The 16,419-nt window shown below is 43.4% G+C and carries 13 protein-coding genes and 1 pseudogene; 3 read left to right on the forward strand and 11 right to left on the reverse strand.

Going from position 1 to position 16,419, the window contains the following annotated elements; genetic code table 11:
* Positions 1 to 14: 14 nt before the first annotated feature.
* Positions 15 to 911, forward strand: a complete 897-nt coding sequence (locus V7K56_RS23930; RefSeq protein WP_334914265.1) for an alpha/beta hydrolase family protein — start codon at positions 15 to 17, stop codon at positions 909 to 911.
* Between the two features lie 133 nt (positions 912 to 1,044).
* Positions 1,045 to 1,959, forward strand: coding sequence for a DUF1338 domain-containing protein (locus V7K56_RS23935; protein WP_334914267.1), 915 nt, complete (start codon positions 1,045 to 1,047; stop codon positions 1,957 to 1,959).
* 66 nt (positions 1,960 to 2,025) lie between these two features.
* Here V7K56_RS23935 and V7K56_RS23940 read toward each other — a convergent pair whose 3' ends face one another.
* Entirely contained in the window at positions 2,026 to 4,560 is a 2,535-nt protein-coding gene (locus V7K56_RS23940; protein ID WP_442940157.1) for a beta strand repeat-containing protein, read from the reverse strand.
* 674 nt (positions 4,561 to 5,234) lie between these two features.
* On the opposite strand from V7K56_RS23940, the pseudogene V7K56_RS23945 reads away from it, so the two are divergent.
* A pseudogene (locus tag V7K56_RS23945) lies at positions 5,235 to 5,494 on the forward strand (IS5/IS1182 family transposase); the annotation flags it as partial.
* A 366-nt stretch (positions 5,495 to 5,860) separates the two neighbouring features.
* Here V7K56_RS23945 and V7K56_RS23950 read toward each other — a convergent pair.
* The 10 genes from V7K56_RS23950 to coaBC form a co-directional block, all read right to left on the reverse strand.
* Positions 5,861 to 7,243, reverse strand: coding sequence for an HlyD family secretion protein (locus V7K56_RS23950; protein WP_334914271.1), 1,383 nt, complete (start codon positions 7,241 to 7,243; stop codon positions 5,861 to 5,863).
* Positions 7,244 to 7,361: 118 nt separating this feature from the next.
* Positions 7,362 to 8,702 (reverse strand): polysaccharide lyase family 7 protein, encoded by a 1,341-nt coding sequence (locus V7K56_RS23955; protein ID WP_334914273.1) that lies wholly within the window; start codon positions 8,700 to 8,702, stop codon positions 7,362 to 7,364.
* Positions 8,703 to 8,791: 89 nt separating this feature from the next.
* Entirely contained in the window at positions 8,792 to 11,014 is a 2,223-nt protein-coding gene (locus tag V7K56_RS23960) for a peptidase domain-containing ABC transporter (protein ID WP_334914275.1), read from the reverse strand.
* A 115-nt stretch (positions 11,015 to 11,129) separates the two neighbouring features.
* Entirely contained in the window at positions 11,130 to 11,315 is a 186-nt protein-coding gene (locus V7K56_RS37210) for a beta/gamma crystallin-related protein (RefSeq protein ID WP_442940153.1), read from the reverse strand.
* Entirely contained in the window at positions 11,305 to 11,475 is a 171-nt protein-coding gene (locus V7K56_RS23965) for a hypothetical protein (RefSeq protein ID WP_334914277.1), read from the reverse strand. Before V7K56_RS23965 ends, V7K56_RS37210 begins: the two co-directional genes overlap by 11 nt.
* A 91-nt stretch (positions 11,476 to 11,566) precedes the next feature.
* Positions 11,567 to 11,947, reverse strand: coding sequence for a beta/gamma crystallin-related protein (locus V7K56_RS23970; RefSeq protein WP_334914279.1), 381 nt, complete (start codon positions 11,945 to 11,947; stop codon positions 11,567 to 11,569).
* 692 nt (positions 11,948 to 12,639) lie between these two features.
* The gene (locus tag V7K56_RS23975; RefSeq protein WP_334914281.1) at positions 12,640 to 12,969 is read right to left on the reverse strand and encodes a hypothetical protein; all 330 of its coding nucleotides are present in this window, start codon (positions 12,967 to 12,969) and stop codon (positions 12,640 to 12,642) included.
* Between the two features lie 215 nt (positions 12,970 to 13,184).
* Positions 13,185 to 13,943, reverse strand: coding sequence for a helix-turn-helix domain-containing protein (locus V7K56_RS23980; protein WP_334914284.1), 759 nt, complete (start codon positions 13,941 to 13,943; stop codon positions 13,185 to 13,187).
* A gap of 318 nt (positions 13,944 to 14,261) precedes the next feature.
* Entirely contained in the window at positions 14,262 to 15,032 is a 771-nt protein-coding gene (locus V7K56_RS23985) for a biotin/lipoate A/B protein ligase family protein (RefSeq protein ID WP_334914286.1), read from the reverse strand.
* A gap of 80 nt (positions 15,033 to 15,112) precedes the next feature.
* Positions 15,113 to 16,315, reverse strand: coding sequence for a bifunctional phosphopantothenoylcysteine decarboxylase/phosphopantothenate--cysteine ligase CoaBC (gene coaBC / locus V7K56_RS23990; protein WP_334914288.1), 1,203 nt, complete (start codon positions 16,313 to 16,315; stop codon positions 15,113 to 15,115).
* Between the last annotated feature and the right edge of the window lie 104 nt (positions 16,316 to 16,419).

Here is a 16,419-nt window from a genome sequence, read left to right on the forward strand (position 1 = left end):
TCAGGATCTAGGATATGTCTAGTCTAAATTCATTAGAATTAGCAGGTGTACCTGTTCTGGTACGTCCGCCTACGAATACAGACAGACCTGCTCCACTCATCATCCTCTGGCATGGCTTCGGCCCGCCTGACAGCGAAAAAGTACTTGCTGAGACATTGCCTCTAGAAAGCGTCGAAGCTTGGAAAGCCTACCTGGGACTGCCGCTTTTTGGTCAACGGCTTCCAGAAGGCGGCACTGACGAACTTATGCGTCGCCAGATTGATGACTATGTACTCAGACTACTACTACCGATAGTCGAACAAGCTACACATGAGCTACCAGAAGTGGTTAAGGCGCTACAGCAGCGTTTCAGCATTGACCCGAACAAAGGCATTGGTTTGTTCGGCTTTTCAGCAGGTGGCTTTACAGCTCTACTGGCGCTATTAGAAAGTAAAATTCCAATTGCTGCTGCTGTACTAGCTGGAATAACTAAAAACCTAGATACTGCTGTAAATAGTTATGAGCGTATTGTACAAGAAACCTATTCTTTTCTTAAGGAGCAGTACCCTTGGGTAGAGGAGAAGCATAAAAAATATTCTTGGTCTGAGAAATCAGAAGTAGCGAAACAACGCCTAGATTTTATAGTCCGTGCGGAAGAAATAACCAAAATAAATCCTCTTCCTGCTACCTTATTCGTGCATGGTATGCAAGACGAGATATATAAGGTCAGCGATACGGAAAAACTTTATGCTGCGCTCTTAAGACAATATGAACAATTGAACCAGTCGGAACGGCTATCAATGCAAACCTTCAGGTATTTGGCGCATCACATTAAATCAGCAGCAACAGATATTTCGCCAGAACAGCGACAAGACATTGCGATACTTCAAGAGACAGTCGCTAACTGGTTCAGCAAGTATCTGACTGTTTAATTAATAAAGATGCAGTATGTTACTAAATAGCCAGGGCATAACAAGAGCCACAATTGCAGGTTATTAAATCCACACTTCTAAACATTCACTTGTGCAGAGATGGCGAATTATCTTTACTATTGACTAATGCTTTATGAAAACCGAAATTGCCCTTCATTTATGGAAATTACTTTGGCAAGAATACAGCACTAGGGTAAATCATGCCCGTACCTACCAGCAAATGATTACTACTGCGGGTGGCACTGTCGCCAATGACCACATCGCCTTTCGGTCTTTACGTTTATTAATAGATAGTCCACAGGGTCAACTTAACTTGGGAATTGACCACCTGAGGCAACTTGCAGAAGCTTTAGGTTACATGGCAACTGGAGAGTATACTTTTGCTCAAACTCATCTGTATGCCCGTCATTATCGTCATCCGCAGCAAGAGGAATTTAACTTACCCAAACTGTTTATCAGCGAGTTGATTGTCGATGAATTGCCTGCTAATATTGCCCAACTCATCTCTAAAACAGTATCTTCAATCCCAGATGAACTGAACTCACCCCTTACTCTTCTACAAAAAGACGGGAACATTGAAACCATTGCCAAACAACTCCAGCAAGTCTTCACCCGCCCTTGGCAACCTCCCCAGCGTTCTGTTGTCGAAGAAGTGAATCAGGTTACTCAGTATGGGGCTTGGGTGTTGCTGCACGGATATGGTGTCAACCACTTTACAGGCTACGTCAACAGACAAAACACCCCAGAATATCCAGACATTGATACTACCGCCAGTGGTTTGGCTAACCTGGGTGTACCAATGAAAGCAGAGATAGAGGGAAATGTTGCTTGTGGTTTGCGGCAAACTGCAACTCAAGCAGTAACAGAAATGGTGACGGTGTTAGATGATAACAGTGGTGCAGAAATTCTGATTCCTTGGACTTACGCCTATTATGAAATTGCCCAGCGCTATCTAGTAGAAGTGGAATCTGGAGGGCAGGTACTTTTCGATGCTTTTTTAGGAAGTAATGCCCAGCAATTATTTGAAATGACTCGTCTATCTAAGTAGTTCAGCGCTGTTAGTAAAGGATTCAATTTCAAAGTTCCGAGCTAGTAGTTTCGTGTTTGGAATGAACTACGCTTGCAACACAAAATCTGATGCCATAAGAATTGGCGCACCAGTTAGAGTTGCAAATAGACCACCACTGCCAAAACCAGCTGCGCTACCATTTTGGTTGTAGAACAACTGCCCACTCACAGCGTCGTAGATAATTTTTGCCGTGCTAGTTCCGGCGGAAGTTGTGATTTGAAAATCACTCTTGTTACTAAAACCTGTTCCGGGAGTAGAAGCGATCGCACCAAAGGTAGTCTTATCCAGTACAATCTTGTCACCTTGGGAACTGTTGAAGTCACTAATGGTATCTAGACCAACACTACTCACCACAAAAGCAGCATCAATGTTGTAAAGGAATCTGTCAGCACCCGTACCACCTGTGAGTACGTTGTTACCTGCACCACCAATGAGGGTATCATTACCTCCTCCTCCACGTAGATAGTCATTGCCACTCTTACCATCAATCTTGTCATTACCCCCCTGACCATTAATTACATCATTGGAGTTATCAAAACCAGAGATGTTATTATTCAAATCATTGAGGAATGTAACCGTGTTTTTATTGAAGATGCTACTAGGATTTAAGTTTGCATTCAAGACATCAAAACTGTCAGTGATGCTGCTCTGTCCATCAAACAGGATATTGCCGATTGCTAGTTGATTACCCGATGCGGGTAAATTATCCAGATTTTCTAATTTGAAGTTTTCCAGGATGACTTTAGTATTGCTTGTATTTTCAAAAGTGACTTCTAGATTATTGCCGTTTTGAGTTAATTGCAGGTTTTTTGCAGTCAATCCACTACCTGTAAATTGCAGTGTATCAACATTAGTAATCACAGCTAATAATCGGTTTGAGCCTTTACCTAAGCCAGCAAAATCGGTGATAATGTCATTGCCATCGCCAGAGTGAAACACAAACTTATCTTGACCGCTGTTGCCTGTCAGGGTATCGTTACCAGCTTTACCGTCGATGATGTTGTTTCCAATTGTGCCAAAAAGAGTATCTGTACCAGCAGTTCCTGTCAGATTAATGGTACCGTTACCGCCTATATTCTTCCCCCCAAACACCACATAGCTCTGCCCCGAGTCTTTGCCGTTAGGAGAGGCACTTCTTGCCCCGATAATCAGGTCGTCGATGCCATCGCTGTTAATGTCTCCCGCACTGCGGCCACCGCCTAAGAAGTTATATGCATTAATGCCGTTGATGACAAAGCCGTTAGTGCCGTAGAGGGTGGAGAGGTTGAGTTGAGCATCAAAACCCCCCTTGCTGCCAAACACTACGTAGTTCTGCTCTGAGTAGGCAATGCCGTCAAGGGAGGCACTTCTTGATCCGATAACCAGGTCGTCGATGCCGTCGCTGTTGATGTCTCCCGCACCGAAGCCACCGCCTAAGTAGTCATATGCATTAATGCCATTGATAGCAAAGCCGTTAGTGCCGTTGAGGGTGGAAAGGTTGAGTTGAGCATCAAAACCCCCTTTGCTGCCAAACACCACGTAGCTCTGCCCTGAGCCGTTGATGCCGCCGTTGGGGTAGGCACTTCTTGCCCCGATAATCAGGTCGTCGATGCCGTCGCTGTTGATGTCTCCCGCACTACTTACAGATTCACCTAAACCGTCATATGCATTGATGCCGTTGATGGCAAAGCCGTTACTACCGTTGAGGGTGGAAAGGTTGAGTTGAGCATCAAAACCCCCCTTACTGCCAAACACCACGTAGCTCTGCCCTGAGTAGGTGATGCCGTTGGGGGAGGCACCTGGTGTCCCAATAATCAGGTCGTCGATACCGTCGCCGTTGATGTCTCCCGCACTACTTACAGAGAAGCCTGAGTTGTCACCTGAATTGATGCCGTTGATGGCAAAGCCATTAGTGCCATTGAGATCCGAAAGGTTAAATTGGGCATCAAAACTCCCCTTTTTACCAAACACCACGTAGCTCTGCCCTGAGGCATAGGAGCCGTTGAGGGAGACACCTGGTGTCCCGATAATTAGGTCGTCGATACCGTCGCCGTTGATGTCTCCCGCACTACTGACAGAGATATTTGTGAATGTACGTGTATAAGCCCCATTGATGGCAAAGCCGTTAGTGCCGTTGAGATCCGAAAGGTTGAATTGGGCATCAAAATCCCCCTTGCTGCCAAACACCACGTAGCTCTGTCCTGAGATGTTGATGCCGTTGGCGGAGGCATCAATTGCCGCAATAATCAGGTCGTCGATGCCGTCGCCGTTGATGTCTCCCGCACTGCTCACAGAGAAGCCTGAACCGTCACTTGAATTGATGCCGTTGATGGCAAAGCCGTTAGTGCCATTGAGATCCGAAAGGTTGAATTGGGCATCAAAATCCCCCTTGCTGCCAAACACCACGTAGCTCTGCCCTGAGAAGGCGATGCCGTTGGGGGAGGCATTATATGCCCCGATAATCAAGTCGTCGATGCCGTCGTCGTTGATGTCTCCTGCACTACTTACAGATGCGCCTGATTCGTCATCCGACTTGATGCCGTTGATGGCAAAGCCGTTAGTGCCGTTGAGATCCGAAAGATTAAAAGTTGAATTTGCCATCATTTCTTCAGTATTAGTTTTTATGAGTTATTTCTGCGTTAAGCGCTTTAATGAAATTTTTTGTGAGCAATCATCTGGAAATATGCTTGCTTTGTTACTGCGTTGTATATTAGGCGATGTCTACGACGGGCTACGCTTACACACTTGTTCTCTTCTAAAATTAATTTACATATCTATTAATATTTACCCGCTTACCCTCTCTGATGCCTTTCTACTGCCACATCTGAGCGATAGCAATAATTGAATAATTTGTCAGCTTGTAATTTGTAATTAAAAAATTTAATTGCGAATTACAAGCAGTCTTGTAGTGTCAGCTAGTAACCTATAGCAGTCCTAAATCATTTGCGAAAATTCTATATCTCTTTTTTCTTTCCTCCCTTTGTGTCCTTCTCTACGAGACGCTACACGTTGGTAAAAGCCTCTCGTAGAGAAGGCGTTCTTCTCTAACGAGACGCTGCGCGTTGGCGGTTCGTTTCCTTATTTATATTTTTCACGACTCATTTAGGATTGCTATGTTTTATTTTGTAAGCAAAAATTACTTTAATAACCGTTAAATCACTTAAATACTCTTATGAATATCTAAGCATTGTCAACAGGCTGGGTATCATTCTGATAAAGTTAGAGTGAATTTTAGGAAGTGCTATATTAAGTTTTTGTGTCGCGATAGCGTGCTCTGTCAGGCACCTCCTCATCCTAAAGACGAGAATCTGCGCTCAATGCGTCAACTTGGATGCAAGCTTTTGGTCGCGACAAAGCGAGTATCATCGACGTTCTTTGTCTGAAACAGCCATGTTTCGCTTCAAAATCATTTTTGCAGGCAAGTTACGGCGACGCTTTTTCGACAATCAAGCCGCCCTTGTTATTCCTGCAATGTGCAGTTCTCAATCCCATGATCCAGTTGGGCAAACCAGACAGTTATAAAGTGGAAGACTAATTACTAAATTGCTTTGAGAGAGGTGTGTCTTTTTTTGTTTCATGCAACAAAGCCACCTTATACCAATTCAAAATTCAAAATTCAAAATTCAAAAAGCCAGACAGAACAAAGGTATGTCCGTATGTATCTGTTGCATTCTTTTTTCAAATTGGTATTAGATAACCAGCAAGTAAACTACACCCTCTTATAAGGATAGATAGAAAATTCACGGTAGGATTGCTAGAAATAATTACGGCGTTGCAGAACAGTGGGATGAATTGGGGCAAGCAGGGGAGGCAGGGGAAGCAAGGGGAGAATTTTGGAAGTTACTAAATCATCCCGCAACTATGCAACGCCATAATTACGAATAGTTACAATGCGATCGCCCTAAATGTCTGCAATCAACCTTGCCTTCCTCAAAAAGAATTGCATTACAGTCTCTTCTCTAGAAATAATATCAACTGTACCTTCCATTCCCAATTGCAGCGCACACAGGTGTTTGTCCCTACCTAGAGAAAGGCTTTCTGGCTCAATTGTTACCCCATAAAAAGCACCAACGGCTGCCATTTTTTGATTGGCAGATGTAGTGTCGGTGGTATTAGCAGCATTCCCTTGAGGTGCAATCGCATCCGGGGAAATTGTCTTAACCTGGCCTTTGAGAGTACCAAAATCTGGATAAGGACAAGCAGAAACCCGCATTTGTACCTTTTGACCTTGTTTCAACTTATTTTTATCCTGAAGTGCTACTGCTGCTTTAATCTCCAAGGGAACATCACCGGGGACAATTTGGGCAATCTCCTCTCCAGCAGGCACAGTTTGACCAGAGTTTCGCAGGTTTAATTTAGAAATGATTCCGTCTGCTGTGGCAGTAATTCTAGTCTGGCTGAGGTCGATATTTACTTGTTGAAGTTCGCGGGTGTCGCTCTCTAGCTGTTTTTGGATTTCAATTCGTTGCTGGATTAGAGCAAGGCGTTCTTTATTTAAAGTCGCAATACTGGCTTTCCCTGTAGCTTTTTCTTGGGCAATGCGTTGAGAAGCGATCGCTACTTGTGCATTACTAGGATTGAGAGCAGTTTGGACATTTTGCAATTTAGCTTTAGCTGCCTGAAAAGCTTGTTCTTGCTGGCGAACGGCTAGTTGTGCTTCCTCAAATTGATCTTGAGACAAAGCTCCGGCTTTGGCTACAGTCTCATAACGATTTCGCTTTGACTGGGCTGCTTTCAGACCAGCATCCGCAGCTTTGACATTGGCATCTGCTTCTTGGACATCAGTAGCGGTAGTAATAACTTTATCTTGATAGTCCCGGCTGCGATCGCTTAATTCAGCTTCAGCACCAGCAATAACCCGGTTGATGCGCTCAGTTTCAGCTAAAACCTGGCTATTAATGGCGTTAATCTGGGCATTAATTTGAAACAGTTGTAAACGACTTTGCCCAATGTTACTTTGCAGTTGGCTCTTTTTGGTTTGCAGCTTCGAGTTGTCAATAGTAGCAATCACATCCCCTTTTTTGACAACTTGATTCTCTGCAACAAAGATCCGCGTCACTTGACCTTCCGTAGCAGCTTGAACCAGCCGCAATTCACCAGCAGGGCGGACGAGTGCCTGTCCTTTAACTGTCACTTTATATTTGATAACAGAGGCGAGTGGAACGCCTAACCCTACAGCACAGACAAGAACTATTCCGCCCCAAGTAGTCCAACGACCAAGTGGCGGGAGAAACTCGTTGTCTTGAATTGGGGGCAAGTAGTCTGAGTTGGAGTAGTTAACCATGATGATTGAACTTACGTATTGACAAATTAGACAGACAATGTGATTAAATTCAAAATTCAAAATTCAAAATTTAAAATTAAGAAAGCCAGACATCACAAAAGCTGAAGGCTTCTGCGGATTAGCGTAGGGTAATTTTGCGTACTTCTATTTCCGCGTAAGCGTAAGGGTCAGTCTCGTATTTATTAGCAGATAAGTTTTTGTTCACACACACAGTGTTAGTGTTACCGTAAATATCAGTCTTTGAACAAGCTTGAATATATATGCCCGCTTTGAAGTAACAGGAACCGATGATACCCGTCATCTTCACTGTACCAGTACTACTGGTTACACCTGAACGTAGGTTTTTATAGGTGACGTTAACATTACCACCGGATCTAACAGCAATGTCGATAGTCATCGGATCGCCGATCTTATAGGTACTGTCGAGAAGCTTGGTAGTAGTGTCGTTGTTGAAGCGGGCTTCAAGCTTGCCGATGTCCGTCGAGCCGTTGGCAAAGTCCGGGCCGAAGTACTTTACCATCATCAGGTCGTTTTTTGAGTCATGGATCTGCGCAATGGTGGCTTCCGGCTTCTTTGTGGTGCTGTGCAACAGGGTCTGTTCCAGGTACATGCCATGATCGGTATTCGTACAGCTCCAGGCAGCGGACTCCGTTCCATCATCCTGCATTTCACGCAGTTCAGAACGGGCGTAAGCAGTATTTGTGCTTGTACGTGCGCCCCCAGCGATCGCTTTAAAAAGCACACCATTCTTCGCAGCATTCAGACGAAAATATTCTGAATTACTGTATGTCTTGAGTTGCGGCTGCTTAATTTCCGTTGCTTTGTTTGAGTTGGGCGGAGAATTCAAGCTGATTGGCAGGGTGATCTTCCACTTGCTTAGGTCAAGCACATCGGCCGGGTACTGAGCGTTACCACTTGAGACCTCATCATTTGAGGGATTTGAAGTATCACTGCTCTCACCATTTGAGGAATTGGAAGTACCACTGCTCGTACAGCCATTGGTCGAACCCAGAGAATTAATTTTCAATTCGTCGATACGCAATCTCGAATCGGTATCACCCACAATCTTGATCGCGTTGGCGGGTTGGTCGGTGACGTTTTGCTTGTTTTCATTGCCTTTGCCAGAGGTGTTACTAACCACAGTAGTCCAGGTTGCACCATTGTCCTTGGAAAGCTGTACGCTGTAGGTATACTTGTTCGTGCCGTACCAGTTAAGCACCAGATCATCTACGCGCTGGCAGCTACCGAATCTCGCAGTTATGGAAGCACCACGGGCGGCAGCCTCCCAGTGGGTATTCTTATTTTTGTCAATAGCGTTGTCCGCAACAAACGAACCACTAGTAGATGTGGCAGTAGCATCGCTGAACGACACAACGGCAGGCAACGCTACAGAAGCACTACCTATAATTGCAGCCGAGACAGCTATCGTAAAATACTGCTTTGAAAATTTTGTATTCATTCTTTAACCTCTGTTGAATATTCAACAATGAGTTGTTACTTAGAGCAGATGAATGATATTTTTTGTCAATGCGTAAGTCATAAATGATTTTATTTGCTGATTGCGCTGAATTTGCCGTTAGAGTGAGAATTGGAGGATTTAGCTACTAAACCATTTGTGAATGGGTCAACGCTGTCTAAGAAGTCTAAGTGTTCACCAGCCTGATAGCGTAGAGCCTCTGGAGTGCCTTGGATTTTTAAACGCCCTTCTTCCAGCAGTACAATCCAATCAGCCCGCCCGATGACTTTGGGGCGATGGCTAATCATAATTGTGGTTTTACCCTGCCGATGGGAAAGCAGTCTATCTAGCAGTTTGGCCTCACTTACTGGGTCGAGAGCGCCAGTGGATTCATCTAAAATTAATATTGGCGGGTCAGTAACTATAGCTCTAGCGATCGCTAATCTTTGTCGTTGTCCACCAGAAAGATTCGCGCCAAATTCCCCTAAAACAGTTTGATATTTATCGGGCAGTTTACTAATAAACTCATCTGCACCAGCAATCTCGCAAGCTTGCACAATTTGTTCAAAGGCGATTTGAGGATAGCTGAAGCGGAAATTTTCAATAATTGAGCGACTCCAAAAGTGAGGTTCTTGAGGTACTAACACCACCTGTTGCCGCAGACATTCCATTGAGAGGTCTTGCTGATTATAGATGCCATAGCGGATATTGCCAGATTGGAGAAAATACAAACCTGCAAGCAGTTTGGCGAGGGTGCTTTTACCACAACCGGATTTACCAATCAGCCCAATGACTTGACCGCCAGGGATAATCAGCGAAAAATCTTGCAGCAAGTCAACTCTACCTGCGTGGTGGAAATTAAGGTTAGTGCAAGTAATATCTATATTGCCCTTCAGTTCTGCCCAAGGCTTTTTCTCGTCTTTGTCGTCTTCTGGGGTAGCATCAATCACTTCTGTCAGGCGTTGGATGACAATCTGGGCAGTGATGAACTCATCAACTAAGCCGATAACTGAACTCAAAAAGCCGAGAAAGTTGCCACTCATTCCACTAAACGCCAGCAACTGTCCGATGCTTAAGGTGCGATTAATTACTAGATAGGAGCCTAACCATAGTAAGGCAATATTCGTGCAAGTAGAAAAAATATTAGTGATTGTGCCGCTGTAAAGCCCCAGCTTCATCGTACTCCAGCCCAAGTTAGCAAGCCGACCATAATTTGCCTGATACTCCTGCCAAGCTTGGGGAGTGGCTTGGGTAGTTTTTAGCACCTGCACACCGCGAAAAGTTTCAACGAGAAAGCCTTGGTTTTCTGTACCCAAGACAATCGCATTGCGAGTTTTCTGGCGCAAAGCTGGGAGAAAAAGCAGGTTAACAAGGGTGACAATCATAAAGGCAGCCAGGGAAGCCAAAGTCAGCCCCCAACTGTAAAAGAGCATGAAGCCCAAGGAAACTAAGGCGATAAAAAATTGGCTGGGTAAACCGAGGACAATTTGAGCAACTAGCTCATTAATGTGATCTACATCAGCAATTCGGCTGACTACTTCCCCACTGCGCCGTCCTTCAAAATACGAGAGGGGTAAACGCAACAGTTGTCGTCCGTATTCTAGAATCAGTCCTAATTGCAGTCGTTGACCAAAGTGACCAATTAGGTGAGATTGTACCAAACCGATCGCACTGCTAAATAGATTCATAGCGATCGCTCCAATTGCTACGACAGTTAGCAGTTGGGTATCTCCCCGCACTAACACGTCATCAGTAAGCAATTGCATCATTAAAGGAGAGACAAGGGAAAGTAACCCGATGACGATGTTAATTGCGATCGCTTGAATCAGAATAGTGCGATAGGGCAAAACCCGCATCAGATAACGCCCAAAGCCGCCAATTTTATCATCTGATTGCTGATAAAAGCGGCTGTCGTCTGGCGTTAGCAGCAGCATGATGCCATTGCCCCACCCTTCGAGCAACTCCTCGCGGGTGAGATAGCGGATGCCTACACTAGGGTCAGCGATTACGTATTTTCTCCCCTTTTGCCCGTATAAAACGACCCAGTGGTAGCCTTTCCAGTGAATGATGGCTGGTAGAGGGGCTTTATGCAATTGGTCAAGCAGTTGCTCTGAGGCTTTGACTTGACGCGTATTAAATCCTAGAGTTTCTGCACCCCGCCTCAAACCCAGCAGGCTGGTTCCCCGTGATCCTGTACCAACTGCTTCCCGCATCCGACTGATGGCAAAGGTGCGTCCGTAGTGTTTGGCAATAGTGGCAAGGCAGGCAGCACCACAGTCTTCTTCGCTGTGTTGAAGTACACTTTGGTAGCGCATTTTTCTTCAAGACCTATCTTATTTTGTTTTTGAGCATAAAAAATCCCATGTAGGAGCGATCGTTCTATGCCCCTACAGGTGTCGCCGTGCTGTACGGTTTCGGTTTTCTACGGGATTATTTTATACGCTGAACCGATGAGATCGAATCGTTAGGCAAGCCTACGTCAAAGAAAAGATTCGGATACTTTCCTACTCCTACTCGCCTAGACGTCCCCGTGAAATTCGCGCCTGTCCATAACAGCCATGTACCACGCTTAACTATAGCTGAGGTAGTTAGGTCATTTGCGGTATCACCTAACATTACGGAGACTTTTGTTTGTAGCTACTATCCGCCCCCTAAATTTATCGCCATTGTAAAGTTCTAAGTCCGCACCGCCTTCGATGACGGCTGCTTCTTCAGAAGTTAATTCTGTAAATAGTTGTTGATCAGAACTACAAATTGCTTTGTCGTTGTTTAACATTATCACTTTCCTTCATTTCAGATTGATGGTGATGGTGAATTAGTAATAAATTGTTTAAGGAATTCTGGGAGTAATTATGCGTCTGAGAAAACTAAACGAGGCGTCTGGACGCAGGAATATCGCTGCGTCTGAGAGAACTAATCCAGTCGTTTTGAATCCCTATTCGTTGTAAGTCGGTTAAATAACTACTTATCGGTCCGACAAGTGTTACAGCACGACCTCCCTTGTTTATGTCTTGATAAAACACCCATGATTCATTCTTATCAATATAAATAGATGAGGTTTGGTCGTTGAAATTGTAAATGCGTAGGTCGTCAGTACCTTCAGAAAACTTCAGCACTCGCCCTCCTCGCTTTCCCTTTCCTCCATTAAGGAAATCATTCTCGTATAAATATGCAGCACCTCCGCTACAGGTAGCAGCAACCTCATTGTCGAGTTCCTGAAACAGTTGTTCATTCTGAACTTTTTTCATCTTCTTTATCCTTGCAAGTTACAATTGTTCTGCTGTTGATTGTCTTTCATCTTTTCACTCTTAATAGAGTGTCATTTGTTCTGTTGTATACTGCCGATAAGATGCCTAAAGCATCTTAATATCAACCTTTTACAAACTACTTTGTTTGAAAAGTAAGCTGTATTAATAAAAATCAGCTTTGATTACTGAAAGGTTTCCAAGATATGAGTATTGTCGGATAAAGCTTTTAGTCTTAGTATGCTTTAAACAATCAAGTTTAATTCCTATATTTAGGAGTGTAGAAAATAAAAGTTTGAGGAACAATGCACATTTTGTTGTTAAAACTATTAATTATGTTGCTAGTGATTGACACTAACATTAGAGGATGTTTTAAAAGTCCCGAAAGGTATAATTTTGGTATTCAGCACGGGGTTAAGTGCAACGAAAAATTAAGGTTTTAGCCATGTACTGAGATGCTTGGCTGTGCTAATTATGAGAGCAAAAGACCCTTTTAAAACATCCTCTTAGAATGCTGAGTATTAGTCCCAGCTTGATTATTAATAAATATTTTGAGAAATCTATAAATTCACTAATTAAATAGAGTGTAAGTCGTTTGATTGAAAACCAACAAACAATAGGGGCGAGGCATATTTCGCCCCTACGAAATTGTAGCAGAGTATGTAACTCAGCTAGAACAGGACTCTAACCCAGAATTATCCTACTTTTATGAAGGATGAAACCTTGTTATTAAGCCCAGCAGGAAGTACATACTTTCCTTTTCCATAGGTTTTAGCAAAACCCTTATAGTCAGCATCTGCGTACAATCTCCATTTACCACCCTTGACTATAATCGAGCTAGTCCGGTCGTTATTTATCAGCCGTGGTTTGCCGCCATAGTTGAAAGAGCCTAGCAACTCCTTATAATTATTCGTATCGTAGAATTGTATGTTATAACCGCCCCCAATAGCAGCAGCAGTCTCATTATCAAGTTCTGTGACAGCAATTGCATCAAGTTGATTGAAATGTTCTTTGGTGGTTAACATTGTCACTATCCTTTATTTCAGATTGATGGTGAATTTGTATTAATAGGAATCAGGTTTGATTATTGAAAGGTTTGCAAGATATGAGCATTGTTGGATAAAGCTCTTAGTCTTAGTCTGCTTTCAAGAATCAAGTTGCATTCCTATATTTAGGAGTATAGGAAATAAAAATTTTAGGGACAATGCACATTTTGTTGTTAAAACTATTAATTATGTTGCTACTGATTGACACTAACATTAGAACGCTGAGTATTACGCCAAACTTGAGGTGTAGTCCCATGAAACTGGCGAAATTGACGAAAGAAATATCCTTCATACTGGTAGCCGATTGCACAAGCAATCTGATTAACTGGCTGGTTAGTTTCCAGAAGCAAGGCACGCGCCGCTAGCATCCGGCGTTCAAAAATCCAATCATTTACTGTTTTTCCCGTTTTGCGTCGCACTAGATTGGTTAGATAAGCTGCGGAATAACCAAGTGCAACAGCTACGTCACTTAAACCAATCGATTGATGATAATTAGCTTCGATATAATCAAAAACTTTCTTTAGTTGAGGGCAAGTAGGAAAGAGCCGCTGTGGTTCTGATATCCGCTGATATTTAGCCAAATCCCACTGCTTTGAGCCAACGTGTTTTTCTAGTCGAGGAGCGATCGCTTTCAATAATTCTTCTGTAGAATCTAAAGTTGCCTGAAGCAAAGAAAGGGACTTTTCTAATTCTATCTGTGTCTGCTGATCGGAAGCTTTCTCACGACAAAATTGCTTTTTAGCAGTGGTTAATTTAGCTAAAAGCTCTTGCACTTTTGACTCTAACGCTCTATTGGTTCTCTCTAAGGCTAAGAAACTCTGCTGCTGTAAGGGTTCGCGTAGCGTCTCGTAGAGAAGCTCGTCGCAGACATTGCTTATATCACGATCCCAGATATACGGCAGTGTGACTTGAAGAAAATTGCGTTGTTCTAAAATCCCGTTGCTAGAAACCATACTTCCACAAAACTGATTATTTTGAGTTGCTAGCTATTACTCGGTGAGTTATGTCTGTGTTTTATGCAAGGCATTAGTTTTTGTAAAATTACTTTACAAAACTAATGGCAAAGGTGGATTATATACTTTCCAGGTGTGATAAATATCAAAACCTTATTAGGTCTATAAATTTGAGCAAAACCCATAACTAGTTGTGGAAATACTGGACTTTTGATTCCGATAAGTAAGCGGAGGTTCGCAGAGAATATCCAGACAAACTTCCAGCCCCCCAAGTTCTATAAAGAGAGATTGCTGTGGAAAATCACGGACTTTACTACGCTAACGCACTTCATAAAGCGATCGCAATTTGAGAATATCTTGCCATTCGAGATCGGTGAATGGTTGAGTAACTAGTTCTATACCAAAGTACTGTTTTGCCGTCTCTGTCAGTGTATCCACAATCTTTGCAATCCAGCCATCCTCTTGGTGTGTGTTGCAAAGTGAGGTATTCCACGGAGCCGATTGTTCAAAGATTTCTTGAAATAAATCTTTGTCTGTAGACAAAATCATCGAGCCGTGTTGAAGAATAGTATTTCTTCCCTTGCGTTGAGCACTACCAATAAATTTACTTCCATCGGCTGTAACCAAGTCAGCCGCTGTTGCTGTGTTGAAACAACTGGGATTGTGAATATAACCTCGTCCAGCAGAACCATAATTTAACTCAATACCCAAGGTTTGCCAGCCTTGGATCAAAAAGTTACAGATGTTTTCATAAGTACCCCAGCTTTTTCCATTACTAGCTAAGGTAATCAGGGCGTAGGTTAAGTTCCCTTGGTGGAGAACAGCTCTACCTCCCGTTGGACGACGAATTAGATCGAGTGGCTGTCCCTGGTAAATCAGATTATGCCATTCGGCAGGCCATTGTTTTTGCAGATGTCCCAAGGAGATAGCATAAGGACACCAGGTATAAAAACGCAGGCTAGGCGGATGTTGTCCCTCTTCACATTGGTTGAACAACCAAGCATCGATCGCCATTTGCACTCCTCCTGATGTCTGAAGCATTGGAATCAGACGCCAGGTGGATGGTGACTCGGTTGCTAATTCTTTCATAAGCTTCAGACTCTGCAAACAGATTGACATTATGATGTCAGTATTTAATAATACTTTTGTTTCAGATTATCAGGAAGAATCTATTTGACAAAATCAAATAATTGATGTGACATTTCTAATTTAGAACAAGGTGTAATTTCTACCTGATTTCCTTGACTATCTAAAAATATCGCTTGATTATTATCACTCCCAAAACCACTATCAGCTCGATCAATGGGATTAGCAACGATCGCATCTAATTTTTTCTTATCTAATTTTTCTAATGCAGGCTTGACAATATCTCCAGTTTGTGCAGCAAAACCAATTAATATTTGATGCGGCTGTTTATGTTGTCCTAACTGGGCGACTATATCCGGTACTGGTTCTAGGGGTAAGGCTTGGGGGAGCGATCGCTTGGGTAATTTCTCTGTACTATAATCTCGTGGCTTCACATCGGCCACGGCTGCTGACATTACAATTACATCAGCGTTGGGTAAATATTCCAGCATCGCCTGCTGCATTTCGTCGGCACTAATGACGGGAATTGCTTGTACGCCCAATGGCACATCCCAGTTAGCTGGACCATGTACTAGGGTGACGTTTGCCCCTCGGTGAAATGCGGCTTGAGATAGCGCCAATCCCATTTTACCTGTGGAAGGATTACCAATAAACCTCACTGGGTCAAGAAATTCTCGCGTTCCCCCAGCGCTAATTAACACTCGTTTACCTGCTAAATCCCGTTTGCCTTGAGTGTGTAACAACGATTGGATGTGAGCCAAAATTTCTGGAGGTTCTGCTAATCTACCAGCACCGATGCGATCGCACGCTAATAACCCTGATGCTGTACTCATTCCATGATATCGACTATCTGTCAATAACTGTTGCCAATTTCGCTGTACTGATAACTGTTGCCACATATCGGTATTCATTGCGGGTGCTAACAGCACGGGACAAGTAGAAGCCAGCACAGTATTTGTGAGTAAATTATCAGCCATCCCATAGGCTAACTTTGCTAATGTATTAGCTGTCAAAGGGGCAATTACCATCACATCTGCCCATTCACCCAACTCAATATGCAACGGACGAGAGTGAGTTGGTTGCCAAAAATCATCATCTGTGTAGGCGGGATGACGAGATAGAGTAGCTATTGTCAGAGGCGTGATAAATTTTTGCGCCGAACGAGTGAGGATGACTCGGACTTCCACCCCGGTTTTAAACAGCGTCGAAACCAGTTCACAGATTTTGTAGGCGGCGATACCGCCACCTACACCAATTAGAACCCTGTTCAATTTTGGATTAATCATGGTAAAAAGTTAGGAGTAAGTAGTAACTTAGGAGCAAGTGGTTACGAATATTAATTTCCAACTCCTAATTCCTGTACAGACAAGGGTTAATCACGTCTCTCCTA

The organism is Nostoc sp., assembly GCF_036917535.1.
Lineage (GTDB): Bacteria > Cyanobacteriota > Cyanobacteriia > Cyanobacteriales > Nostocaceae > Nostoc.

What these genes read in the sequence shown, in the direction of transcription:
- V7K56_RS23985 (WP_334914286.1), bottom strand. Translation starts at nt 15,032, where the DNA reads ATGAAAGAATTAGCAACCGAGTCACCATCCACCTGGCGTCTGATTCCA.
- coaBC (WP_334914288.1), bottom strand. Translation starts at nt 16,315, where the DNA reads ATGATTAATCCAAAATTGAACAGGGTTCTAATTGGTGTAGGTGGCGGT.
- V7K56_RS23960 (WP_334914275.1), bottom strand. Translation starts at nt 11,014, where the DNA reads ATGCGCTACCAAAGTGTACTTCAACACAGCGAAGAAGACTGTGGTGCT.
- V7K56_RS23935 (WP_334914267.1), top strand. Translation starts at nt 1,045, where the DNA reads ATGAAAACCGAAATTGCCCTTCATTTATGGAAATTACTTTGGCAAGAA.
- V7K56_RS23930 (WP_334914265.1), top strand. Translation starts at nt 15, where the DNA reads ATGTCTAGTCTAAATTCATTAGAATTAGCAGGTGTACCTGTTCTGGTA.
- V7K56_RS23975 (WP_334914281.1), bottom strand. Translation starts at nt 12,969, where the DNA reads ATGTTAACCACCAAAGAACATTTCAATCAACTTGATGCAATTGCTGTC.
- V7K56_RS37210 (WP_442940153.1), bottom strand. Translation starts at nt 11,315, where the DNA reads ATGTTAGGTGATACCGCAAATGACCTAACTACCTCAGCTATAGTTAAG.
- V7K56_RS23965 (WP_334914277.1), bottom strand. Translation starts at nt 11,475, where the DNA reads ATGTTAAACAACGACAAAGCAATTTGTAGTTCTGATCAACAACTATTT.
- V7K56_RS23955 (WP_334914273.1), bottom strand. Translation starts at nt 8,702, where the DNA reads ATGAATACAAAATTTTCAAAGCAGTATTTTACGATAGCTGTCTCGGCT.
- V7K56_RS23970 (WP_334914279.1), bottom strand. Translation starts at nt 11,947, where the DNA reads ATGAAAAAAGTTCAGAATGAACAACTGTTTCAGGAACTCGACAATGAG.
- V7K56_RS23950 (WP_334914271.1), bottom strand. Translation starts at nt 7,243, where the DNA reads ATGGTTAACTACTCCAACTCAGACTACTTGCCCCCAATTCAAGACAAC.
- V7K56_RS23940 (WP_442940157.1), bottom strand. Translation starts at nt 4,560, where the DNA reads ATGGCAAATTCAACTTTTAATCTTTCGGATCTCAACGGCACTAACGGC.
- V7K56_RS23980 (WP_334914284.1), bottom strand. Translation starts at nt 13,943, where the DNA reads ATGGTTTCTAGCAACGGGATTTTAGAACAACGCAATTTTCTTCAAGTC.